Annotated in this window: 24 protein-coding genes; 13 read left to right on the forward strand and 11 right to left on the reverse strand. The window is 67.0% G+C overall.

Annotation, left to right across the window (positions count from 1 at the left end; genetic code table 11):
• Positions 1–11: 11 nt before the first annotated feature.
• On the reverse strand, positions 12–959 hold the full coding sequence (locus KQ910_RS06220) for a DUF4268 domain-containing protein (RefSeq protein WP_216957599.1): 948 nt from the start codon (positions 957–959) through the stop codon (positions 12–14).
• Between the two features lie 394 nt (positions 960–1,353).
• Between KQ910_RS06220 and KQ910_RS06225 the strand changes: the two genes are divergently transcribed.
• The 3 genes from KQ910_RS06225 (at position 1,354) to KQ910_RS06235 (ending at position 2,537) form a co-directional block, all read left to right on the forward strand.
• Entirely contained in the window at positions 1,354–1,752 is a 399-nt protein-coding gene (locus KQ910_RS06225; RefSeq protein WP_216957600.1) for a nuclear transport factor 2 family protein, read from the forward strand.
• Between the two features lie 93 nt (positions 1,753–1,845).
• Positions 1,846–2,097 (forward strand): DUF4160 domain-containing protein, encoded by a 252-nt coding sequence (locus tag KQ910_RS06230; protein WP_216957601.1) that lies wholly within the window; start codon positions 1,846–1,848, stop codon positions 2,095–2,097.
• An 11-nt stretch (positions 2,098–2,108) separates the two neighbouring features.
• The gene (locus tag KQ910_RS06235) at positions 2,109–2,537 is read left to right on the forward strand and encodes a DUF2442 domain-containing protein (RefSeq protein ID WP_216957602.1); all 429 of its coding nucleotides are present in this window, start codon (positions 2,109–2,111) and stop codon (positions 2,535–2,537) included.
• Here the strand turns inward: KQ910_RS06235 and ahpF are convergent, their stop codons facing one another.
• Complete coding sequence (gene ahpF / locus KQ910_RS06240) at positions 2,538–4,142, reverse strand: alkyl hydroperoxide reductase subunit F (RefSeq protein WP_216957603.1); 1,605 nt, start codon at positions 4,140–4,142, stop codon at positions 2,538–2,540.
• Positions 4,143–4,387: 245 nt separating this feature from the next.
• Positions 4,388–4,957 carry an alkyl hydroperoxide reductase subunit C gene (gene ahpC, locus KQ910_RS06245; protein ID WP_216957604.1) on the reverse strand — a complete coding sequence of 190 codons (570 nt, stop codon included), beginning with the start codon at positions 4,955–4,957 and terminating at the stop codon, positions 4,388–4,390.
• Positions 4,958–5,069: 112 nt separating this feature from the next.
• Here ahpC and KQ910_RS06250 point away from each other — a divergent pair, with 112 nt between their 5' ends.
• Positions 5,070–5,954, forward strand: a complete 885-nt coding sequence (locus KQ910_RS06250; protein WP_216957605.1) for a hydrogen peroxide-inducible genes activator — start codon at positions 5,070–5,072, stop codon at positions 5,952–5,954.
• A 144-nt stretch (positions 5,955–6,098) separates the two neighbouring features.
• Here KQ910_RS06250 and KQ910_RS06255 read toward each other — a convergent pair whose 3' ends face one another.
• The gene (locus tag KQ910_RS06255; protein WP_216957606.1) at positions 6,099–6,398 is read right to left on the reverse strand and encodes a hypothetical protein; all 300 of its coding nucleotides are present in this window, start codon (positions 6,396–6,398) and stop codon (positions 6,099–6,101) included.
• A 4-nt stretch (positions 6,399–6,402) separates the two neighbouring features.
• Positions 6,403–6,738: a hypothetical protein gene (locus KQ910_RS06260; RefSeq protein ID WP_216957607.1), complete on the reverse strand. Its 336-nt coding sequence runs from the start codon at positions 6,736–6,738 to the stop codon at positions 6,403–6,405.
• Between the two features lie 111 nt (positions 6,739–6,849).
• Here KQ910_RS06260 and KQ910_RS06265 point away from each other — a divergent pair, with 111 nt between their 5' ends.
• From KQ910_RS06265 to KQ910_RS27095, 5 genes are read left to right on the forward strand one after another with little or no spacing between them, the layout of a single operon-like run.
• On the forward strand, positions 6,850–7,524 hold the full coding sequence (locus KQ910_RS06265) for an MSMEG_1061 family FMN-dependent PPOX-type flavoprotein (protein ID WP_216957608.1): 675 nt from the start codon (positions 6,850–6,852) through the stop codon (positions 7,522–7,524).
• Entirely contained in the window at positions 7,506–8,429 is a 924-nt protein-coding gene (locus KQ910_RS06270; RefSeq protein ID WP_216957609.1) for a fatty acid desaturase, read from the forward strand. The genes KQ910_RS06265 and KQ910_RS06270 overlap by 19 nt, the downstream gene beginning before the upstream one ends.
• Positions 8,430–8,447: 18 nt before the next feature.
• Entirely contained in the window at positions 8,448–9,419 is a 972-nt protein-coding gene (locus tag KQ910_RS06275) for an alpha/beta fold hydrolase (RefSeq protein ID WP_216957610.1), read from the forward strand.
• Positions 9,412–10,854, forward strand: coding sequence for a thioredoxin family protein (locus KQ910_RS06280; protein ID WP_216957611.1), 1,443 nt, complete (start codon positions 9,412–9,414; stop codon positions 10,852–10,854). The genes KQ910_RS06275 and KQ910_RS06280 overlap by 8 nt, the downstream gene beginning before the upstream one ends.
• 11 nt (positions 10,855–10,865) lie before the next feature.
• Positions 10,866–11,390: a UGSC family (seleno)protein gene (locus KQ910_RS27095; RefSeq protein ID WP_304627766.1), complete on the forward strand. Its 525-nt coding sequence runs from the start codon at positions 10,866–10,868 to the stop codon at positions 11,388–11,390.
• Between the two features lie 173 nt (positions 11,391–11,563).
• On the opposite strand, the gene KQ910_RS06295 is transcribed toward KQ910_RS27095, so the two are convergent.
• The gene (locus tag KQ910_RS06295; RefSeq protein WP_304627767.1) at positions 11,564–12,622 is read right to left on the reverse strand and encodes an alpha/beta fold hydrolase; all 1,059 of its coding nucleotides are present in this window, start codon (positions 12,620–12,622) and stop codon (positions 11,564–11,566) included.
• Positions 12,603–15,044 (reverse strand): DUF3772 domain-containing protein, encoded by a 2,442-nt coding sequence (locus KQ910_RS06300; protein WP_216957614.1) that lies wholly within the window; start codon positions 15,042–15,044, stop codon positions 12,603–12,605. The genes KQ910_RS06295 and KQ910_RS06300 overlap by 20 nt, the downstream gene beginning before the upstream one ends.
• Positions 15,045–15,249: 205 nt before the next feature.
• On the opposite strand from KQ910_RS06300, the gene KQ910_RS06305 reads away from it, so the two are divergent.
• Genes KQ910_RS06305 through KQ910_RS06315 form a run of 3 tightly spaced genes read left to right on the forward strand, consistent with a single transcriptional unit; the run spans position 15,250 to position 17,436 of the window.
• Entirely contained in the window at positions 15,250–16,353 is a 1,104-nt protein-coding gene (locus tag KQ910_RS06305; RefSeq protein ID WP_216957615.1) for a malate/lactate/ureidoglycolate dehydrogenase, read from the forward strand.
• A 28-nt stretch (positions 16,354–16,381) separates the two neighbouring features.
• Positions 16,382–17,002 (forward strand): glutathione S-transferase family protein, encoded by a 621-nt coding sequence (locus tag KQ910_RS06310; protein WP_229600342.1) that lies wholly within the window; start codon positions 16,382–16,384, stop codon positions 17,000–17,002.
• 5 nt (positions 17,003–17,007) lie between these two features.
• Positions 17,008–17,436, forward strand: coding sequence for a cupin domain-containing protein (locus KQ910_RS06315; protein WP_216957616.1), 429 nt, complete (start codon positions 17,008–17,010; stop codon positions 17,434–17,436).
• Here KQ910_RS06315 and yddG read toward each other — a convergent pair.
• Positions 17,433–18,314: an aromatic amino acid exporter YddG gene (gene yddG, locus KQ910_RS06320; protein WP_216957617.1), complete on the reverse strand. Its 882-nt coding sequence runs from the start codon at positions 18,312–18,314 to the stop codon at positions 17,433–17,435. The two genes, KQ910_RS06315 and yddG, sit on opposite strands and share 4 nt — an antisense overlap.
• 88 nt (positions 18,315–18,402) lie before the next feature.
• On the opposite strand from yddG, the gene KQ910_RS06325 reads away from it, so the two are divergent.
• Positions 18,403–19,152 (forward strand): DUF1499 domain-containing protein, encoded by a 750-nt coding sequence (locus KQ910_RS06325; protein ID WP_216957618.1) that lies wholly within the window; start codon positions 18,403–18,405, stop codon positions 19,150–19,152.
• A 4-nt stretch (positions 19,153–19,156) separates the two neighbouring features.
• Here the strand turns inward: KQ910_RS06325 and KQ910_RS06330 are convergent, their stop codons facing one another.
• The 3 genes from KQ910_RS06330 to KQ910_RS06340 are packed head-to-tail and all read right to left on the reverse strand — an operon-like array spanning position 19,157 to position 22,730.
• On the reverse strand, positions 19,157–20,587 hold the full coding sequence (locus tag KQ910_RS06330) for a sensor histidine kinase (RefSeq protein WP_216957619.1): 1,431 nt from the start codon (positions 20,585–20,587) through the stop codon (positions 19,157–19,159).
• 9 nt (positions 20,588–20,596) lie between these two features.
• A complete protein-coding gene (locus KQ910_RS06335; protein WP_216957620.1) occupies positions 20,597–22,021 on the reverse strand; it encodes a dihydrolipoyl dehydrogenase family protein in 1,425 nt (474 codons plus the stop codon).
• Between the two features lies 1 nt (position 22,022).
• Complete coding sequence (locus KQ910_RS06340) at positions 22,023–22,730, reverse strand: TVP38/TMEM64 family protein (protein ID WP_216957621.1); 708 nt, start codon at positions 22,728–22,730, stop codon at positions 22,023–22,025.
• Positions 22,731–22,737 lie beyond the last annotated feature (7 nt).

Genomic DNA, 22,737 nt, shown 5'->3' on the forward strand with positions numbered 1-22,737 from the left:
GTGTTTTCCGATCAAGATAGCGTCCTGACGATTGGCCGGAAGACAGTAGACAAGCGTAAGGCGGCATCTTCGAGCCAAGCAAAATAGATGGGCCAGCTCACTTCATCTTCAAGTGGGGAATCGGGGCGCAAATGCACAATGCGGCAGGCATGTCCGTCTGGAAGTTCGTTCCACTGTAACTGCATGCCTAACTGGTTTTCGAGTGCCTGCTGCTGCGCTTGCAATTGCTTAAACATCGACTTCGAATTTGGGTGATCGATGTAAACTTCCACGCTCACTCGTCGGTCCCTCGAAACGACAGAAGCAGCGAGGTGGATGCCAGCGCGGCCCAATGCCAGATTTGTCCAGTGTTGAGGCAGCGGTTTTTGCGGCCTCAAGGTAGATGCTTTCGCTTTCAGCCAAGCTGACCATTCAGTCCAGAACTTTAGCTGACGTTGCTTCGTGGGCGTAGTGGTTGTGGCCACCTTGGCACTTTCGCGGCTTGTCTTCGTCCAGTCGTTAGGTTTGACCAAGACGTTAAAACTCGGGGCCATCGGGGAGTCGCCAATTCGCCAAAGTTCAACTTCAGCAGCAAAGAAGTTCAGCCCTGCAGTCGTGCTTTGGTTAAGGAAGTCCAATGCGGCCACATGCTCAGGGCGAAAAGACTCCGCCAGCCAAATGACTTTTTTGGCACCTACCCCAGCTGCATAAGTGATTATCTGTCCCAAGTGAGAATGGTTCGTTTTCTCCAACTGGTTTTCGATAATGACTTGGCCGTCATCGTCGGAACAAAGCACATCAAGTTTGAAATCTCCGACCCAATGCTCAGTTCCCACCAGCTCCAGTTCCACTAGTCCTAGCGCCTCAGCTAATAGCTCCAGGTTCTCTTCCTGCGCCAACCAAGGCGTAAACTCTGCTGCCTCGTGCTTCCAGGCTTCTCGTAGATTGATTCGCTCTAGTTTGCCGAGCGGGGTTTTCATGGTGGTCCCTTCAGAATGGCAAGCAGCTTGACAGCATAGAGCGTGAAGAAACACAAGGCGGCTTCAATCCGACCTAGCTTGATTGTAAAGATTCTCCGGATTGTTGTGCCGCGATTAATCGCACCACTTAGTAGTTAGGCCTTTGGCCGAGCGGTGTGCTCCGGGTCTGGTGGTAGAATGCTGGCCGTGCGACGTCCGCCCTTGCTCGACGATGACGATTTGTTTTGGAGGCATGGTTGTGTGCCGACAGCGTGCATGCGCCTGTCTCGCAGCCAGCAATGCTAGGAAGCCTCGCTCCAGCGTGACGAGAGAGCCTCATTACCTCCCAGACAATCGCCGCCTCGCCTGTGCTGGCCTATCTCCCGCGTGGATCAACCATCCGCAGGAGGAAGCCATGTCCCATCCCACCGCCACGCCCGACGCCGTCGTCGAGGCCTACGTCGCTACCTGGAACGAGACCGATCCCGTGCGCCGCCGCGTCGGCCTTGCGGCGGCCTGGACCGGGACGGGGATCTACCGCGATCCGGTGATGGCGAGCGACGGGCCTGCCGGGATCGACGCCATGCTGGCGGGCGTGCAGGCGAAGTTCCCGGGCTTCGTGCTCAAGCGCACCTCGAAGGTCGACGCCCATGGCGGCCTGTCCGGTAGCCCAGTGGGGCTCTATCTGCGCTTCACCTGGTCGCTGGGTCCAGTCGACGGGCCCTCGGTCGTCGAGGGTGTCGATTTCTGCACCCTGGCGCCGGACGGGCGGCTGGCGTCCGTGGTGGGCTTTATCGACAAGATGCCGGGTTAAGAAAGCACGCGACGGTTGCTGTACCAATCTGTACGGCAATCTATCATCCCGTCTGATGGGTTATTGGAATAACCCGTCAGATGGGTTATTCTCATGCCGACCGTCCATCGCGCTGGAAATCTGCGCTTCGTGATCTTCCTCGACGATCATGGGCCGCCCCATGTCCACGTCTTCTCGGGGCGTGCCGAGGCGAAGATTCTCCTCGGATCGGACGGTGAGGGGCCGGAGCTGGAGTGGGCGCGTGGCTTCGATCGCGCCGGCCTGCGCCGGGTGCTCGTCGAAGCCATGGCGAGTCGGGCGAAGCTGCGGGCTGCATGGCGGCGGGTTCACGGCGCCGAAGGATGAGGAAGGTCGAGATGGCTGGGGATCGGTCGAAGGCTGAGTTGGATCGCGAAATCGACCGCGCCCTGGCGCGCGGCCGTCGCCGTGCCGTGACCGAGCCGCAGGCCGAGCGCGCGCACTATGAACGCCGGACCGGCCGGGTCGTGGTCGATCTGACCAACGGCTGCAGCTTCGTCTTTCCGGCGCGCTCGCTGCAGGGGCTGGCGCAGGCGACCGACGCGGAGCTGGCCGACATCGAGATCCTCGGCGCCGGCCATGGGCTGCACTGGCCCGCGCTCGATGCCGATTTCACCGTGCCCGGCCTGCTGATGGGCGTGTTCGGGACCCGCGCCTGGATGATGTCGGAGCTGGCCCGCCGCGCCGGCCAGACGAAATCCAAGGCCAAGGCCGCCGCCGCCCGCGCCAACGGCCGCAAGGGCGGCCGTCCGCGACGCGTGGCTTAGTTAAGCCGCTTCCCGGCCTTCTGAGGCCGGCACTTCCTTCACCTCGACCGGCGCACTCCGGATCAGGTGGTCGAAGGCCGACAGCGCGGCCTTGGCGCCCTCGCCCATGGCGATGACGATCTGCTTGTAGGGCACGGTCGTGGCGTCGCCGGCGGCGAAGATGCCGGGGACCGAGGTCTGGCCCCTGGCGTCGATCTCGATCTCGCCGCGCGGACTGAGTTCGATCGCGCCCTTCAGCCACTCGGTGTTGGGCACCAGGCCGATCTGCACGAAGATGCCCTCGAGCTCGATCGTCTTCTGCTCGCCCGACGTGCGGTCCTTGTAGGCGAGGCCCGTCACTTTGGCGCCGTCGCCGTGCACCTCGGTCGACTGCGCCGAGACGATCACCGTGGCGTTGGGCAGCGACCTGAGCTTGGCCTGCAGCACCGCGTCGGCGCGCAGCTGGCCGTCGAACTCGATCAGCGTGACGTGGCTCACCAGGCCCGCGAGGTCGATCGCCGCCTCGACGCCGGAATTGCCGCCGCCGATCACCGCCACCCGCTTGCCCTTGAACAGCGGGCCGTCGCAGTGCGGGCAGTAGGCCACGCCCTTGTTGCGATACTCGGCCTCGCCGGGGACGTTCATCTGCCGCCAGCGCGCGCCGGGCGAGAGCACGATCGTCCTGGCCTTCAAGGTCGCGCCGTTCTGCAGTTCGACCGTGGCCAGGCCGCCCGGCTGCGTCGCCGGCACGAGCCTGGTGGCGGTCTGCAGGTCCATCACGTCGACCTCGTAGTCCTTCACGTGCGCGGCCAGCTCGGCGGCCATCTTCGGGCCCTCGGTGTGGGAGACCGAGATGAAGTTCTCGATGCCCATCGTGTCCAGCACCTGGCCGCCGAAGCGCTCGGCGGCGATGCCGGTGCGGATGCCCTTGCGCGCCGCGTAGATCGCCGCGGCCGCGCCGGCGGGGCCGCCGCCGACCACCAGCACGTCGTAGGGCTTCTTCGCGGCGATCTCCTCGGCCGCGCGTTCGCTCGCACCGGTGTCGAGCTTGGCCAGGATCTGCTCCAGGCTCATGCGGCCCTGGCCGAACGGCAGGCTGTTGAGGAAGATCGAGGGCACGGCCATCACGCCGCGCTTCTCGACCTCGTCCTGGAACAGGGCGCCGTCGATCGCGGTGTGGCGGATGCGCGGGTTCAGCACGCTCATCAGGTTCAGCGCCTGCACCACGTCGGGGCAGTTCTGGCACGAGAGCGAGAAATAGGTCTCGAACGTGTAGTCGCCGTCGAGGTTCTTCACGCGCTCGATCGTGTCCTGCGCTTCCTTGCTCGGGTGGCCGCCGACTTGCAGCAGCGCCAGCACCAGCGAGGTGAATTCATGGCCCATCGGGATGCCGGCGAAGCGGACCGAGATGTCGGTGCCGGCGCGCACGATGGCGAAGGAGGGCTTGCGCATGTCCTCGTCGGCCTCGGCGAAGCTCACCTTGTCCGAGAGGGTCGCGATCTCCTGCAGCAGCTCCTTCAGCTCGGCCGACTTCGCGGAGTCGTCGAGCGAGGCCACCAGCTCCACCGGCATGGTCAGGCGCTCGAGATAGCCCTTCAACTGCGTCTTGAGGTTGGCGTCCAACATGGGAGGTACTCCTTGGAAAACTCTCGCCCCGCTTTCTTCAAGTTCCTCTCCCCCGCTAGGGGGAGAGGCTAGGTGAGGGGGCTTCCACCGGTGTTTCCCCCCTCACCCAACCTCTCCCCCCAAGAGGCGGCGTGAATACACGCCGCGGGGGAGAGGAGAATGAAAGAGGTCTTCATGTTCCTCTCCCCCGCTAGGGGGAGAGGTTAGGTGAGGGGGGGTCTCGCGATGCTTCCCCACCCAGCTCCTTAGATCTTGCCGACCAGGTCGAGGCTGGGGGCCAGCGTCTTCTCGCCTTCCTTCCAGGCGGCCGGGCAGACTTCGCCCGGATGAGCGGCGACGTACTGGGCCGCCTTGACCTTGCGCAGCAGCTCCGAGGCGTCGCGGCCGATGCCGCCAGCGGTGATCTCGACGATCTGGATCTTGCCATCGGGGTCGACCACGAAGGTGCCGCGATCGGCCAGGCCCGCTTCCTCAATCATCACGCCGAAGTTGCGGGTGATGGTGCCGGTCGGGTCGCCGACCATCACGTAGTCGATCTTCTTGATGGCTTCCGACGTGTCGTGCCACGCCTTGTGGCTGAAGTGCGTGTCGGTCGAGACGCTGTAGATCTCGACGCCCAGCTTCTTGAACTCGGCGTAGCTGTTGGCCAGGTCCTCGAGCTCGGTCGGGCACACGAAGGTGAAGTCGGCCGGGTAGAAGAACACGACCGACCACTTGCCTTTGCCCTTGAGGTCGGCGTCGGTCACGTCGATGAACTTGCCCTTCTGGAAGGCGGTGGCCTTGAACGGCTTGATCTCGGTGTTGATGAGGGACACGCTTGAAACTCCTTGGTTAACTCTTCGCAACGGTTACTTAGGTTCGTTCTAAGATCGTTTAAAGCGAAAAATACCGAATTGAATAATCGCTTAAGACGATTACATAGGGTGCATGAAACCCGTCCCCACCCTGCGCCAGTTGCGGTACCTGGAAGCCGTGGTCGAGCGCTGCCACTTCGGGCAGGCCGCCTCCGCCTGCAACGTCAGCCAGTCCACCCTGAGCGCCTCGATCCAGGAGCTGGAGGGGTTGCTGGGCGCCCCGCTCCTGGAGCGCACCAAGCGGTCGGTCGTGCCCACGGCGCTGGGCCGCCTCGTGGCCGAGCGGGCGCGCGGCCTGCTGAAGGGCGCGGAGGATCTGGTCGACCTGGCACACGCGTCGCGCGATCCGCTGTCGGGGCCGCTGCATCTCGGCGTGATCCCGACCATCGGCCCGTTCCTGCTGCCGCGAACGCTGCCGACCCTGCGCAAGGCCTTTCCCAAGCTGCAGCTCTACCTGCGCGAGGACCAGACGGCGCGCCTGCTCGACCGCCTCGACAGCGGCGAACTCGACGCCGTGCTGCTGGCGCTGCCCTATGCGCTGCGCGATCTGGAGGTCATGGAACTCGGCGAGGACCCGTTCTCGATCGTCCAGCCGGCGGGCCACCGGCCGGCCGCCAACATCGCCGACGAGAACCTGCTGCTGCTGGAGGACGGCCACTGCCTGCGCGACCAGGCGCTGGCGGCCTGCGAGCTGGAGGGCGCGCGGCGCAATGCCGGCTTCAACGGCACCAGCCTGCATACGCTGGCGCAGATGGTGGCCAACGGCCTGGGCGTGACGCTGATGCCGCAGATGGCCATCGACGCCGGCATCCTGCGCGGCCTCGACGTCACGGTGAGGCCGCTCGCCGGGGCGGTGCCCCATCGGCGCATCGGCCTCGTGTGGCGTCGTTCTTCCGCGCGCACGGAAACCTTCCGCGCGCTCGGCGAGGCGCTGACGGCCGAACTCGCGAAGTCATGAAGAAGTGCAGGTCAGCTCTGCAGGATTGAGTCGACGGGTCCCACAGGCGCCCGTGCTAGGTCGGGAGTGCAGAGAATAAAGGCCTGTGCGCCCGACCGCGGATCTCGCGGTCGGGCTCTTTTTTTGTCTCACAGGCCGGCAGCGTTACTGCTGCTGTCCGGGCGCCGGAACCGGTTCCGGAGTCGGCGTCGCGGGGATCGGCGTGATCCGCGGCACCTCGGGTGTCCGGGGCGCGTTGGTCGTCGCGCCGATCCCGGCCGGATCGGGGCTGCGGGCCATATCGTTCCGGTCCGCCGTGTTGCCCGAGAAGAACATCAGGCCCGCGGCGGCCACGATGGCCGCCACCACGCCGACCACGAGGTAGAGCCCGCGGCTTGGCGCCTTGGGTGTCATGACGACGTCGTCGTAGACGGGTTTGTCGAGCCTCGGATCGTAGTCGGTCATGGCGCTACTCCTGTGGGGTGGCCTGGGGGGCTGCCGGAGTCGGGGCCGCCGGGTTCGCCGGCATCGGAATCGCGGCCGGGCGATCCGGATTGGTGGCGCCCGGCGTGGCCGGGGTTTCCGTCACGGTCCGCTCGATCGGCGCCTGCGCCTGCTCGGGACCCATGCTGTTCTGCGGATTGCCGAAGTACAGGAAGCCACCCACCAGGGCGACGCCCGCAAGCACGGCGAGCAGCACATACCCCGGGCGTCCGTCATCCGGCGCACGATAGGGGTCGGCCTGGCGGTTCAGGGGGGTGTAGCCGGGACGGCCGGGACCCAGGTTGGGATCGTAGTCGCTCATCTGGTCCTCCTCTTGCTGTGTGTCTGCGCGTCCAACGACTCCCCGCAGCCAATGGTTTCCCCGCGAGGGGGTGGCTGCTACCCTGCCCTGCAGATTCCGGAGGTCTCATAAATGCCCGATTCGCTGCCTTTTTCCGCTGGTGCGACGCAACCGGCGCTGCTCGATGCGGCGGGCGCGGCCGCCCTCGTGGCGTCCTACGCGCCGGTCAGCGTGACCGCTGCCGTCAAGGATATCGGGCGTATCGATGCGCACATGGGCCGCTTCATTGCGCTTTCGCCGATCTGCCTGATCTCGACGGCCGACGCCTCGGGCAAGCAGGACGTGACCCCGCGCGGCGATCCGCCGGGCTCCTTCAAGGTGCTCGACGAGAAGACCATCGCGCTGGCCGACCGCCCCGGGAACAACCGGCTCGATACGCTGCGCAATCTGCTGGAGAACCCCGAGGTCGCGCTGATCTTCCTGCTGCCGGGCGTCAACGAGACGGTGCGCGTCGCCGGCACCGCGCGCCTCTCGGTCGATCCGGCGCTGCTCGACTCGATGGCGGTGCAGGGCAAGGCGCCGAAATGCGCCATCGTGATCTCGGTGCGCCAGGCCTATCTGCACTGCGCCAAGGCGCTGCTGCGTTCGCGCCTGTGGTCGCCGGACTATGTCCAGCCCAAGGGCGCTTTCCCGTCCATCTCGCGCATGGTGGGCGACCAGATCGGCCTCAGCGAGGAGGAGAAGAAGAAGCGCGAGGCGGCCACCGAGCACGCCTACAAGGAAGGCCTATGGGCACCTATACAGTAACGGGACAGCGCGCCCGCCAGATGCGGGTGGTGCCGGCCGACGTGTTGAAGCGGCTCTATGCGCGTGACGATACCAAGGGCCTGGTCCAGACGGGCGCGCATCTCGCGCTGCTCGTTCTCGGCGGCTGGCTGGTGCTCGAGACGCGCGGTACCTGGTGGGTGCTGCCGGCGCTGCTGCTGCAGGGCGTGTTCGTGAATTCGCTGTTCGGGGCGATGCACGAGTCGGTGCATTACGGATCGTTCAAGACGCGCTGGATGGCCGACGTGCTGGCCTTCTTCTCGGGTGCGGCGATCCTGAACAATGCCGGCTTCTACCGGCACTATCATCTTGCCCATCATCGCTACACCCAGGATCCCGATCGCGACCCCGAGCTGATCACGTCGGGCACCCCGCGGACCTGGGGCGCCTATCTTTTCCGAGTGAGTTCGATCCCCTTCCTGATGATTCGCGCGCGCGACATCTTCCTGTTTCCCTTCGGCTTCCGCGGCGACGTCACCTACATCCACGAGGCGGCCTGGCCCGAGGTGCGGCGCTGGGGCCGCTGGCTGCTCGCCTTCTATGCCGTGCTGATCGTGGGCTCGATCCTGCTCAAGACCGATGCCGTGCTCTGGGTCTGGTTCATCCCGCTGCTGGTCGGCCTGCCCTTGCTGCGTCTCTATCTCCTGACCGAGCACACGCTCTGCCCCAACAGCGACGACGGCTTCGCCAACACGCGCACGACGATCTCAAATCCCATCGTGCGGTTCCTGATGTGGAACCTGCCCTATCACGCCGAGCATCACCTGCTGCCGAACATTCCGTTCCATCACCTGCCCGAGGCGCACAAGCATCTGCGGCCGCACCTCAAGTATATAGCCAGGAGCTATACCCAGACACACGGTGAGATCATCCGCAGCTTCGGCTGAACGAAACGGGGCGAGGATATGAGGACAAGCGAAGGCATCTGGTCGGCGGATCATGTCCGGCTGCAGCGCGGCGGCACGCTGAAACAGGCCCGGATCGTCTGGAAGACCTACGGCACGCTGTCGCCCAAGCGCGACAACGTCATCCTCTATCCCACCAGCTACGGCGCCCATCACACCGACATCGAATGGCTGGTCGACGTGCGCCACTGCCTCGATCCCAGTCGCTACTTCATCGTCATCCCCAACATGATGACCAACGGCCTCTCCTCCTCGCCGTCGAACACGCCCGATTTCCCCGAGGTGACGACCTTCGACAACGTCATGCTGCAGCGGCAGATGCTGGTGGAACTGTTCGGCATCGACCGGCTGAAGCTGGTCTATGGCTGGTCGATGGGCGCGCAGCAGGCCTATCACTGGGGCGCGCTGTTCGGCGAGGCGGTCGAGCGCATCGTGGTCAACTGCGGCTCGGCGAAGACCGCGCCGCACAACTTCGTCTTCCTCGAAGGCATCCGCACCACCTTGCAGTCCGCCGCCACGCCGCAGCAGGGCCTGCGCGCCATGGGCCGGATCTATGCCGGCTGGGCACTCAGCCAGACCTTCTATCGCCGCGAGATGTGGCGCGGCCTGGGCTTCAGCAGTCTCGAGGATTTCCTCGTGCGGTCGTGGGAAGCCAATTTTCTGCGCCGCGATATGAACGACCTGCTGGCCCAGCTTTTCACCTGGCAGCACGGCGACATCTCCGCCAACGATCTCTATCGTGGCGACCTGCAGATGGCTTTGGCCGGTATCAAGGCCAAGGTGCTGCTGATGCCGTCGGCGACCGATCTCTACTTCCAGACGGACGACAACAGGGAAGAGTTGCCGTATCTCAAATATGGAAAGCTGGTGGAGATCCCGTCGGTCTGGGGTCATCGCGCCGGCAATCCGCGCGACAATCCCGAGGATGCCGCGTTCATCGATGCCCAGGTGGAGGCTCTGCTGAATGATTGAGATGCTGCCCGCGGACGGGCTGGTGATCGTCGCCAAGCACGAATGCCATACCTGCGTGCTGGTCGAGCCGGTGATGCGGAGCCTCGACAGAGCGGGTGCGCTCACGGTCATTACCCAGGACGATCCGGCCTTTCCCTCCGGCGTCGGCCGCGTGCTCGACGACCAGCAGCTCGAACGTTCGTTCCATCTCAGGATCGAGGCCGTGCCGACGCTGATCCGCTACGAGGGCGGCCGCGAAGTCGGCCGCACCGTCGGCTGGGATCGAGCCGAGTGGACCCGCCTCGCCGGCAGCGCAGCCGAGGGCAAGGGCCTGCCGGCCTGGCAGCCGGGCTGCGGCTCGCGCAGCGTCGAGCCCGGCGTCCAGGAAGCGCTGATCGCGCGCTACGGCGATCCCGGGCTCGCGTCGCGAGAGATCCCGGTCGGCGAATGGGACGATCCCATCGAGGCCTGCTTCGAGCGCGGCTGGAGCGACGGCCTGCCCGTCGTGCCGCCGACCGACGAGCGCATCCTGCGCATGCTGGGCGGCACCGACCGCAAGCCAGACGAGGTGGTGGGCCTGGTGCCGCCGAATCTGGCGCCCTGCACGGTCGAGAAGGTGGCGATCAATGCGGTGATGGCCGGCTGCAAGCCGGAATACCTGCCTGTCGTGCTGGGCGTGCTGGAGGCGGCGCTCGATCCGCTGTTCGTGCTGCACGGGCTGCTCTGCACCACGCACTTCTCTGGGCCGCTCGTCATCATCAATGGACCGGCGGCGAAGGCCGTCGGGATGAATTCCGGCGTCAATGCGCTGGGCCAGGGCAATCGCGCCAACGCCACGATCGGCCGCGCGCTTCAACTCATCGTGCGCAACGTGGGCGGCGGGCTGCCGGGCGGCATGGACCGCGCGACCCTGGGCAATCCCGGCAAGTACACGTTCTGCTTCGCCGAGGACGAATCCGATCCGGACTGGGAGCCGCTGGCGCAACGCCGCGGCATCGAAGCCGGCAAGAGCGCCGTCACGCTGTTTCACGCCGAGGGCGTCCACGGCTTCATCGACCAGAAGTCTCGCACGCCGGAGGAGCTCACGCGCTCGCTGGCGATGGGCCTGTTCGGGGTCGGCCATCCCAAGCTCTGCGACTCGGGCAACGCCGTGCTGGTGCTCTCGCCCGAGCACTATCGCATCTTCAAGGACGGCGGCTGGAATCGCCGCCGCATCGAGGACGAGCTTTACCAGGCGCTGAAGCGGCCCGGCCGCGACCTCATCCACGGCGCGCAGAACGTGCCGGAGGGACTGCCGGCGTCGATGGCCGACAAGATCGTCGACAAGTTCCAGCCCGACGGGCTGCTGATCGTTCGCGCTGGCGGTCCTGCCGGTCTATTCTCCGCCATCATCGGCGGCTGGCCCGGTCAGCGTGTGCGCGAGGAATGCCAGGCCGTCACCCACGAGATTCGCTGAAGGAATTTCCCATGAGTTATTCGAGCAAGCTGCGCGATCCCACCGCCGAGACCTCACCGACCCGCCGCGCCCGCCTGGCGCCGCCGGCCTCGCTCGACGGCAAGGTCGTCGCGCTGATGGATATCGGCAAGTCGCGCGGCGCGGAGTTTCTCGACCGGCTCGAGGGCCACTTCAAGTCGGCCGGCGTGACCACGAAGCGATATCGCAAGCCGACCAATACCAAGGTGGCGCCCGCCGCGGTGATGCAGACCATCGCCGCCGAAGCGCAGCTCGCGGTAATCGCCTTAAGCGATTGAGGCTCATGCACATCGTGCAGTCTGCACGACCTTCATAATCTCGACGGACGCGGGCTCCCCGGCGTCAACATCGTGACCACCGAATTCGTGGACGGCGTCACCGCGCAAAGCGATGCGCTGGGCTTCGAGCCGGCTGTCGTCTACGTCCCGCATCCCATCCAGAACCGCACGAAGGCCGAGGTCGAGGAAATCGCCGACCGCGCCTTCGCCCAGGTCATGGCGATGTTGAAGAGCGCCTAGAGTCTTTCCGTCTCACATTGACCGACCTCATCCTGAGGAGGCGCGAAGCGCCGTCTCGAAGGATGGGCAATAAACTCGGTGCGCGTGCCCACCCTTCGAGACGCGCTCCTGCGGAGCGCTCCTCAGGGTGAGGTGGTCTTTGCAGTGGTGATTCTTCCTCGACCGGAAAGGCCCTAATCCTTCTCCGGCACCACGGCCGGCTGCACGGAATTGTCGTTGGCCGAATCGGCATCGGTTTCGACAGGTGCCGACGATTGCGGCGGCAGCGGTGCGTTGGCGATGAAGGCCGCGACGACGGCGGCGGTGGCGCGCGGCGCTTCTTCCATCGGGTTATGGCCGAGGTTCTCGAAGATCTCGAGCTTGGCGCCCTTGATGTCCTCCTGGAAGCGGAACGCGTCGGCGACCGGCACCCAGCGGTCCTTGGCGCCCCAGATGATCAGCGTCGGCACGTCCATGCGCCTGAGCGGCGTGGGATCGAGCGGTTCCTGCGTGCGGGCGCGCTGCAGGGTCGCCTCGCGATTGCCGGGGAAGCGCTGAAGTTCGGAATAGCGCCGGATGCGCTCGGGCGTCACCATTGCAGGGTCGGCATAGACCTCGGTGAGAGATCGGCGGACCAGCCCCTCCGGCTTGAAGTAGATGCCGATGTCGCCGACGACCGGCGTGCGGGCGAGGCGGGTCGGCAGCGGCGCCTCGCCGCCCTTGCGCGGATAGCCCGCGGCGTCGACGAGGATGAGCTGGATGACGCGATCGGGCCGGGTCGCGGCGAAGGTCCAGGCAACGGCCCCGCCCAGCGAATGTCCCGCCACGACGACCTTTTCCAGGCGGAGCGTGTCGATCAGCACCTCGATGAAGTCGGCATAGGCTTCCACCGTATACTCGTCGCGCGGCCAGGCACCGGTCAGGCCGTGTCCCGGCAGGTCGACGGAAATGACCCGCGCCTCCTTGCCGAGTTCGCGCGCCCAGCCTTCCCACGTGTGCAGCGAGCCGTTCGAGCCATGGATCAGCAGGATCGGCACGCCGTCGGGATTGCCCTGCTCGCGGACATGGGCGCTCACGCCGCCGACATCGACGAAGCGGGAGCGGTCGTTCGTGTAGCGGGCGATCAGCGTCTCGGGCCGCAGCGAGGGCGCATAGGCCCACATCGCCACGCCGGCCAGCACGGCGACGCCGAACAGCGCATAGAGCGGCCAGCGCCGCCGTGGGGCCTCGTCCCTACGGCGCCGGGGTGGCATCGCCCGGTCTTTCGGTGGAGGTCTCCTTCGTTTCCGGCGAAGGGTCGGCGTGCAGCGAGAAGTTGAGCTTGTCGAGGCCCCGAACCTTGAACTCCGGGACGGGGCTGGGGTCGATGATCTTGTTCTCGATCAGCTTCTGCAGGAGCGCGCGGTTGAGATCGTTGGTGACGATCAGCCGGTCCTCGAGGCGGGCAACGAACACGAACAGCTCGAAGTCGAGGCCGCTGGAGGCGACCTTCACGAAGCGCACGATCGGCGCCGGCACGCGCAGCACGCGGGCGTGGCCCAGCGCGGCTTCGCGCAGTATCGCTTCCATCGCATTCACGTCCGTTCCGATCGGCACCGTCAGCTTGATCTCGATGCGGCTCGACGTGTCGGAATAGGTGCGGTTCACGACCGGATTCTGCAGGAACAGGCTGTTGGGAACGATGACGTGGGTGCGCTGGAAGGTCTCGATCTCGGTCGCCCGGATGTTGATGCGGCGCACGAAGCCTTCGTGGCCGTTCACGGTCACCCAGTCACCCGCCTTGATCGGCCGCTCGACCAGGAGGATCACGCCCGAGATGACGTTGTTGGCGATGTTCTGGAGGCCCAAGCCGATGCCGACCGACAAGGCGCCCAGCACGATGGCGAGGTTGGTGAAGTCGACGCCCAGCGCGCCGATGCCCACCAGGATGGCGATCATCACGCCGGCATAGTTGAGGCCGGCATCGATCGACTGGCGCAACGGCAACGGCGCATCGACCGTCGGCAGCACGCGATCGCGTACGATGCCGCGCACCAGCCGCGCCAGCAGCATGCAGACGAAGAAGGCAACGATCGCCATGCCCACGTTGCCCAGCGAGATCGTGACGCCGCCCACCTTGACGCCGCGCAGGAGCTGGCCGAACCCGTCCATGATCGCGTCGGTGTCGACGTTCCAGGTCGCGGGGATGGCGATCGACAGCAGCAGGATCAGGGCCGCGTCGAACACCAGCAGCACCAGATACTGGCCGCGCAAGCTGGTGTCGGGCGCCAGCCCGAGGCTGCGACGAACCCACTTGCCCGATGGCGAGTTGGGGGACGCCGCCGCTTCCAGCAGGTCGGCGACGAGCCGGTGCAGCAGCAGGGCGATGCCGATCAGCAGGCAGGTCGTCGAGATCGCCGAATGGAGGTGCGAGCCGAGGGTCGCGTAGCCGATGAGCGAGAAGACGATCGACGAGAAGACCGCGACCACGAGCGCGAGCCGCGCCACGGTCCACCAGGTGCCGCCGATCATCGGTGGCAACTCCGAGCCTTCGGGACGGGCCGCCCGCCAGGCGCGGTTTGAGAGGGCAGGCAGGCTGAGGACAGCCACGACGCTGGTCAGCACGACGGCGCCGACCGCGGCCACGGCGTCGCGCCCGTCGCCGCGCGTCAGCGCCAGGTAGATGAATTCCAGAGGCAGGCTCACCGAGAACAGGCGGCGCAGGGCTTGCGACAGATAGTGTGCGGCATCGTCGGTCAAGGGCAGCACGCGCCACTCGGGGCGCTGCGGCGACAGGCCGGCGGAGGTCATCCCGAAGACCAGCAGCAGCAGCACGAGGCGCAGCACGGCATCGGGAATCAGCGTGTCGATCGGAGCGGGTGGATGGCTGGCCAGCAGCAGCTTGCCGATCAGCCACACCGCCAGGATGGGTACGAGGACGAGACCGAGCCCGTCGATGGCCGTCACGATGGTCTGGTCGCTGTGGGCGTCGATATGCGTGCCGCCCCGTCCGAATCGGCGACGCAGCCATCGCCCGACCCACCACAGGAGGATCGTGATGACGGCCCACAGGCCGAGGGGCACCAGGTCCGGGCTGGCGGAGCCCAGCGACAGGAAACCGTCGCGGCTCCAGGTCGCCATGGCGGTGGTGAGGCCCTTCACCGACGCCACAAGCTGCGGCCCGATCTTGTGCCAGACGCCGGGCGACAGGGGCGAGGGATCGCGACGCAGCAGGGTCTGCAGCACCAGTTCGCCGCGCAGCCTGGTCATGCGTTCCAGAAGCTGGTCGGCACGGGCGATCACGACCTCGCACTGCTTGTAGCGGCTCTCCGCGACCGTGGCCTGTTCGGTCAGCCGTTCGCGCTCGGCCTTCACCGCATCGGTCTCGGGGGGCGCGTCGGTGCCGGGCTTCAGTTCGAGTGGCGCCAGGAGCTTCTTGGTGTCGGCCAGGTCGTTGCGGGCCAGGGCGGCCGCGGCGAGCGCCGCCGCCCGCACATCGGTTGTCTGCTCGCGCAGCCCATCGATCTCGACCGGCAGCAGGTCGGCCTGCTCCGTGCGCGCGGCGATGCGGTCGAGCTGCCGCCCCCACAATTCGATGAGCTGGCCGAACGGTCGCTGCGGCACGACGGTCTGGGCCGAGGCCGCGACACTGGCGAACAGCAGCACGAGCCATGTGAGGCGGGCTAAAGATCGCATTCGCTGAGCGATTCCCGGAAACGACGAAAGGATTTCGTGGTCCCTACCACGGGCGGCCCGGATCGGGCCATGCCGACGGCCTTCTGGCCCCGCGAGAGGGCGAAATCAGGGCGCATTTCGCTGCGCTCCCGTCACGGCCGCTTCGCCGTTGACAGGGCCGGGACGACGCGGAACCTTGCCGCCCGAAACGAAAAGGGAGACAGGCATGGCCGAGGGCCAAGGTTCCGTTGGCGAAGTCCGCATCAAGCCCGACCGCCTGCACGACTTCACGATGGCGATCTGCCGGGCCGATGGCAGCTCCGCCGAGGAAGCGAAACTCGTCGCCGACCATCTCGTGCTGGCCAACCTGTTCGGCCACGACAGCCACGGCGTCGGCATGATGCCGCACTACATCCAGAACACGATCAACGGCGCCTGCAAGCGCAACCACCACGCCAAGATCGATCGCGACAACGGCGCGGTGATCGTGGTCGACGGCGGCGCCGGCTACGGCCAGGTCATCGCCAAGGAGGCGATGGACATCGGCATCGAGCGGGCGAAGAAGCACGGTGTCTGCGTGGTCGGCCTGAAGAACTCCCACCATATCGGCCGCATCGGCCACTGGGGCGAGCAGTGCGCGCGCGCCGGCATGGTCAGCACCCATTGGGTGAACGTGCATGGCCACAAGTCGCTGGTCGCCCCGTTCGGCGGCGCCGAGGCGCGCTTCACGACCAACCCGTACTGCACGGCCATCCCGCGCAAGGGCCAGGAGCCGATCGTGCTCGACTTCGCCACGAGCCAGGTCGCGATGGGCAAGGTCCGCGTCGCCAACAACAAGAAGATCCAGATGGAGGAAGGCCTGCTGATCGACGCGGCGGGCAATGCCACCACCGAGCCCGGCGTGATGTACAACGCGCCCTACGGCGCCATCCTGCCGTTCGGCCTGCACAAGGGCGGCGGCCTCGCCGTGATCTGCGACCTGCTGGCCGGCGCGCTGACCGGCGGCCGCACGCACAGCCCGCGCACGATCAAGAAGGACGGCACCGACATTATCAACAACATGCTGTCGATCATCATCGATCCCGATTCGATGGGCGGCACCGCCTTCTTCGAGGACGAGGTCGACAATTTCATCGGCTGGGTGAAGTCGGCCAGGCCGCAGCCCGGCGTCGCCGAGGTGCTCGTGCCGGGCGAGCCCGAGCGCGCGCGCAAGCTCGATCGCGAGAAGAACGGCGTGCCGATCGACACCACCACCTGGCAGCAGCTCGTGGACACGGCGCGCACGGTGCGCCTGAACGACACCGACATTCCCCAGATGTCCGGCGCCTGACGCGACCGGAAGACAGGAGAGACCGAGCATGGCCAAGATGAAGCTCTACTACGCGCCCTCGTCGCCCTATGCGCGCAAGGTCAGGGTGCTGGCCATCGAGACCGGGCTCGACAAGAAGCTGGACCTGGTCAACGTCGCGCTGACGCCGGTGGCGCCCAATGCCGACGTCGACAAGCACAATCCGGTCGGCAAGATCCCGGCGCTGTCGATCAAGAACATGGACCTCTTCGACTCGCCGGTGATCTGCGAGTATCTCGACAGCCATCACAAGGGTCGCAAGCTGTTTCCGCGCAAGGGCCGCGAGCGCTGGATGGCGCTGCGCCAGCAGGCGATGGCCGACGGTCTGCTCGATGCCGCGCTGCTCGCCCGCTACGAGAGCTTCCTGCGGCCCGAGGAGAAGCGCTGGCCCGACTGGTCGAAGGGCCAGATGAAGAAGATCGACGGCGTGCTCGACCAGCTCGAAGCCGAATCGAAGGTGCTTAAGGGCAAGCCGACGATCGGCACCATCTCGATCGGCTGCGCGCTGGGCTATCTCGACTTCCGGTTCGCCAACCACGACTGGCGCCACAAGCGGCCCAAGCTCGCCAAGTGGTTCACCGCCTTCTCGAAGACGCCGTCGATGAAGGCCACCGTCCCGCCGCCGGCCTGATCGACATGACCGCCGACGAAATCATCGCCCGCCTCGGGTTGCAGCCGCACCCCGAGGGCGGGCATTTCCGCGAGACCTTCCGGGCGGCCGATCCATTGGGCAAAGGTGGACGCGGCGCCAGTACGGCGATCTTCTTCCTGCTGAAGGCGCGCGAGCGTTCGCATTGGCACAAGGTCGATGCCGACGAGGTCTGGCACCATTACGCGGGCGCGCCGCTCGAACTGTCGATGAGCGACGATGGCCACGCCACGCGCCACCTGCGTCTCGGAAGCGATTTCGGCCTCGGCGAGACGCCGCAGATCGTGGTGCCGCGCGGCGTCTGGCAGGCCGCGCGCTCACTCGGCAACTGGACCCTGGTCGGCTGCACCGTGGCGCCGGCCTTCGACTTCGCGGGCTTCGAACTCGCCCCGCCCGGCTGGCAGCCGGGCGCCTAGCGCTTCCAGAGTTCGCGCGAAGCCAGCACCGCGCCGACCGTGACCAGAAGGGCGGCGGCGATCAGCGTCCCGGTTGGTTCGGCGAGGCCGCAGGCGACCAGGATCGCGGTCGACAGGATCGGCGTGGCGTAGGAGATGGCGCCCAGCGCGCGAATGTCGCCGCGCTTCACCGCATGATCCCAGAAATAGAAGGCCGAACCCGCCGGCCCGAGGCCCAGCGCCAGTACGGCCAGCCAGGCCGTCCCACTCGCCGGCCAGACGGTGCGCTCGAAGGCCAGATGGCAGGCGAGCGAGAGCAGGGCCGACGCGGCGCAGAAGGCGGCGATCGCATCGGTCGGCGTCTCGCCGAAGCGGCGCGACAGAACGGAGTAGATCGACCAGGCGAAGGCGCAGCCCAGCGCCAGCAGGTAGCCCAGCGCGTGGCTGTCGGCGAAGTTCAGCCCGCGGCCAAAGGCCAGCAGCGCCACGCCCGCGAAGCCCAGGGCGGCGCCGGCCAGATGCGGCCAGCCCAGACGTTCGCCCGCCAGCGGCGCGGAGAGCAGGACGATCAGCAACGGCCAGAGATAGTTGATGAGGTTGGCCTCGGCCGGTGGCGCGAGCTGCAGGGCCGCAAAATAGAGGGCGTGGTAGCCGAACAGGCCGCCGATCCCCAGCAACCAGACGCGCGCCGGCCAGCCGACCAGTCCGGCCCACCCCACGCCGCGCGAAAGCGCGCGCACGATGCCGATCGCGGCACCGACCGAGAAGGTCATGGCGACCATCTGGAAGGGCGGGATCGGGCCGGCCAGCACCGAGAGGAGGGCGAGCGAACTCCACAGGGCAATGGAGATCAGGCCCGCCGCCATGGCCTGGCGCCGGATACTGGGGTCGGTCGTCATCGACGCCGCATAGAGAATGAAGCGGAGATTGTCGAGCGGATGCGCAGAACGCTTTTCGCGAGTACGATGCGGCTGCAGCGGAGCCTGGATGTTCGTTAGGCCGACCAATCCGATCAGTCATCGACTGGCGCGTATCGCCTTCATCTTAGCGACCGTGGGGTCGCTGATCGTAGCCGTCTCCGGCCCGCTGCATCGTTACCTCGGCCTCGACATCGAGGCGGCCATCGCCGTCTTCCGCTATGGCTTCTATCTCACGGTCGCGGGCATTGCGCTCGGGCTCGGCACCATGCTGCCTGCACGGCCCGGCGACCGGCGGCGCGGCTTCGTGGCGGCCTTCCTGGCCATCGTGATCGGTGCTGCCGGCGCCTGGGTGCCTCTGCACTGGTTTCTGGAGGCGCAGCACCGGCCGGCGATCAACGACATCACCACCGACACCGCCAGCCCGCCGCCGCTGGTCGCCACCGCGCAATTGCGGCGCGGGGCGCCCAATCCGCCCGCCTATCCGAAAGACAATGCCGCGATCCAGCGCGCCGCTTTTCCCGACATCGAGCCGGTAATACTGGCCGTGCCGCCGGCGGAGGCCTTCAAGCGCGTCGACCGCGTGGCCACGGCACTGGGCTGGGAAATCGTGGCGCGCGTGCCGGCCGACGGTCGCCTCGAGGCGATCGCGACCAGCCCATGGTTCGGCTTTCGCGACGACATCGTCGTGCGCATCCGGCCGCAGGGACCGGGCAGCCGCATCGACATCCGCTCCAAGAGCCGCATCGGCGAAGCCGATCTCGGCGGCAATGCCGAGCGCGTACGCACCTTCATCGCGCGCCTCAAGGCCGAGATCTGACGCTCTACGCGAGCGGCAGCGTGAAGCAGAAAAGCGTGCCCTGGCCGTTGGATTCAATGAGCGCGATGTCGCCGCCGTGCAGGCGCACCAGGTCGCGGGCGATGGCCAGCCCGAGGCCCGTGCCACCCGGCCGTCCGCCGGACGTGAACGGCTGGAAGAGCTGCCTTGCCACCGCGGGCGGGATGCCGGGTCCGTTGTCGGACACTTCGAGCAGCAGGTATCCGCCGTTGCGGCGGGCGCGGACGGTGACGCAGGTGGCGCCGGCCTCGAAGGCGTTGCGGCCAAGATTGATGAAGACACGATAGAGCACGTCGCGGTCGCACCGCGCCGCGCCGCCGCGCCCGATCTCGTTGATCCAGGTGCGCAGCGCATTGGGATCGTGGTCCTCGCCCTGCTCCTGAAGCGCCACGCCGACCTCGTCGACCAGATCGGCGAGATCCACGTCGGCCAGCCGGGGGGACGGCTTGTCGCGCACATATTCGATCGCGTCGCTGGCCAGCCGCGCGGCGCGGTCGATCGTGTTGAGGATGGTCGGCGCCAGCGCGCGGGTACGCTCGTCGTTGCTGCGCGCCAGCCGGTCCGACAACAGGCGTGCCGTCGAGAGCATGTTGCGCAGGTCGTGGTTGATCTTGTTGGTCGCGGCGCCGACCTCGGCCAGCCGCGACTTCCGGCGCAGCGACGCGCGCAATTCGCGCTGGAGGATCTGGAACTCGCGGTCGACCACGCCGATCTCGTCGTTGCGTCGCGGCGGCGCGCGATCGGTGTTCGCCTCTTCCGGCGCGCGCCGGAAAGCCGTCATGGCGGCCGACAGGTCCTGGAGCGGACGGACGACCAGCCAGCGCAGGGCGAGGTAGAGAAGCGACGCCGTGAACAGGGCGATGATGACCGACAGGACAAGGATACGGCTGGCATAGGCGTACATCGCCTCGCGCATCGGCGGTTCGTCGGCGACGATCCAGACCATGGCGCCGGGCATGCGCATCGATTCGCCGCCGACCCGGATATAGTGTGAACCGTTGCGTGCCATCGCCTCCAGCGCATCCCAGATCATGCCGAGGGCGCCGCGGTCCTTCAGATTGAAGCCCTGCATCTCCGGCCGCGGCTCGATGTTCATGAGCGCGCGCTTGGGCTTGTTCGGCTCGACCAGCACGACGGCTTCGACGCGGGCATGCGCCAGCAGCGAGCGCTTCACCTCTTCCGTCACCATGTTGTCGGGCGTGGCGTCGAGTGCGAGCGCCGCCAGCGTGCCGCTCTCGATCAGCTGTTCGAGATAGACCAGCCGGAAGCGCGCGATCGAGGGCAGGAAGATCGCGACCTCGGCCGTCATCACGGCGACGACGACCAGCCCCAGGATTCGCCACGACAGGCCGAAGGCAGGACTGCGCCGCCGCGCGGGGCGGACGGATTGTTCCGTCAGGGTGGCGTCGGCGGTCATCGCGCCACTTTACCAGACCGGCAATCGGGCGAGGAAGCGGACCAGCCCGCGCGTGCGCGGCCCGAACAGCGTTTCGGTATAATAGCTGCCCGCCGCCCGTTTGGCGGTTTCGCCGAGCGTCGGATAGGGCGGCACGAACCCGGCCAGGGTCGAGATCTTCAGCCGGCCGGCCATGGCCAGGCACCAGGTCTGGATCAGTTCGCCGGCCTGCGGGCCGGCGATGCCGGCGCCCAGGACGCGACCGCGACGGTCGGTGATGGCCTTCACGAGGCCATCGGTTTCGTGCTCGGTCTGCGCGCGGTCGTTCTCGGAGAATTTCCAGCGCAGGACCCTGATGCCGTCGCCGTGCTTCGCGCGCGCCTCGCGTTCGCCGAGGCCGACCTGTGCCAGTTCGGGGTCGGTGTAGGTCGCCCAGGGCACGATGCCAGGATTGAGCTTCGCCGGCGCCCGGAACAGCGCGCCGCGGATGAAGAGAGAGGCCTCGTGACCGGCCATGTGGGTGAAGGCGTAGAGGCCGTTGCAGTCGCCGATCGCCCAGACGTTGCGGTTGGAGGTCCTGAGCGAATCGTCGACGGTGATGCCGCGCCTGTCGTGGGCAATGTCGGCCTTGTCGAGATCGAGTACCTCGACGTTGGGAATCCGTCCGGCCGCGACCAGAAGATGCGACCCCTCGATCCTCTCGCCGCCTTCGAGCACGGTCGCGATGCTGCCGCCGGTGCGCTCGACCGACGCGACCCGCGTCCCCTCGCGAATGTCGATTCCCTCGGCGCGCAGCCGGGTCACCACGATCGCCGACAGTTCGGGATCGTCCTTGGCCAGGCAGGTCGCCGCTTCCAGCACGGTGACGCGCGCGCCCAGCCGCCGGAAGGCCTGCGCCATCTCCACGCCGATCGGCCCGCCGCCCAGCACCATCAGGTGCGAGGGCAGCGTGCGGTTGGCGAAGATCGTCTCGTTGGTGAAGTGCGGGACCTCGGCTAGGCCCGGCACGGGCGGCAGTGCGGGGCGCGAGCCCGTCGCCAGCACGATGCGCTTGCTGCGGATGCGGTGGCTTCCCGCCAGCAACTCGTTGCGGCCGACGAAGCGGGCTTCGTCCTGCAGCACCCGCACGCCGAGCGCCTCGAACCGTTCGACGGAATCGTTGGGCGCGATCGCGGCGATCACGCCCGCGACGTGATCCATCACCTTGCTGAAATCCACCGTGGGCTCGACCGGCGCGATGCCGAAGGCCGCGCCGCTGCGCTGCGCCTGGGCCGCGCGGGCGGCGGCGATCAGCGCCTTCGACGGCACGCATCCGAAGTTGAGGCAGTCGCCCCCCATCGGCCCACGCTCGACCAGCACGACGTCGAGGCCGAGCTGGGCGGCGCCGGAGGCCACGACCAGACCGGCCGAGCCGCCGCCGACGATGCAGACATCGGGCGTGAGCAGGCCGCTCATCTCAGGCCCCGCGCTTGCGGCGCAGGCGACCGTAGATCACGGGGACCAGCGACAGGGCGGCGAGGCCCAGCAGCGGCACCAGAATGCGTCCTTCGAAGATGATCCCGAGATCGGGCTGTTCGCCTCTCTTCAGCACCATGCCGAGTCCGGAGCCAACGCTGGCATAAACCACGGCCGCCGGCGCGATGCCGAGCATCGTCGCGGGCACGTATCGCCGCAGCCGCATGCCGAGCAGGGCCGGGACGATGTTGATCAGCCAGAAGGGAAACACCGGCACCAGCCTCAGAAACAGCAGATAGCTGAAATCGTTGTGGTGGAAGCCCGCCTCGAAACGCGCCAGCCGGGCGCCGGCGCGCTCCCGGAAGAGATCGCGAAAGGCGTAGCGCGCGGCGAGGAAGACGGCGATCGAGCCCGCCGTCGCGCCGAGAACGGAGAGACCGGCGCCTGCCCAGGTGCCGAACAGGAATCCGCCGACCGGCGTTGCCAGGATGGCGATCGGCAGCGAGAAGGCGACCATGAACGCATAGGCCAGCATGAACCCGAACGCCGCCAGCACCTGGTGTGCAGCGACCCACGCCGTCAGCGTCGCCTTGTGACGGGCCAGCATCTCGAATGAGAAATAGCGCTCGAGACCGAGCAGCAGGAAGGTCGCCAACCCGGCCAGCAGGATCGCCACTGGCAGCAGCCGGCGCAGTGTCGACGGGTTCATCTGGCCT

It is taken from the genome of Reyranella humidisoli (assembly GCF_019039055.1).
GTDB classification, from domain to species: Bacteria; Pseudomonadota; Alphaproteobacteria; order Reyranellales; family Reyranellaceae; genus Reyranella; species Reyranella humidisoli.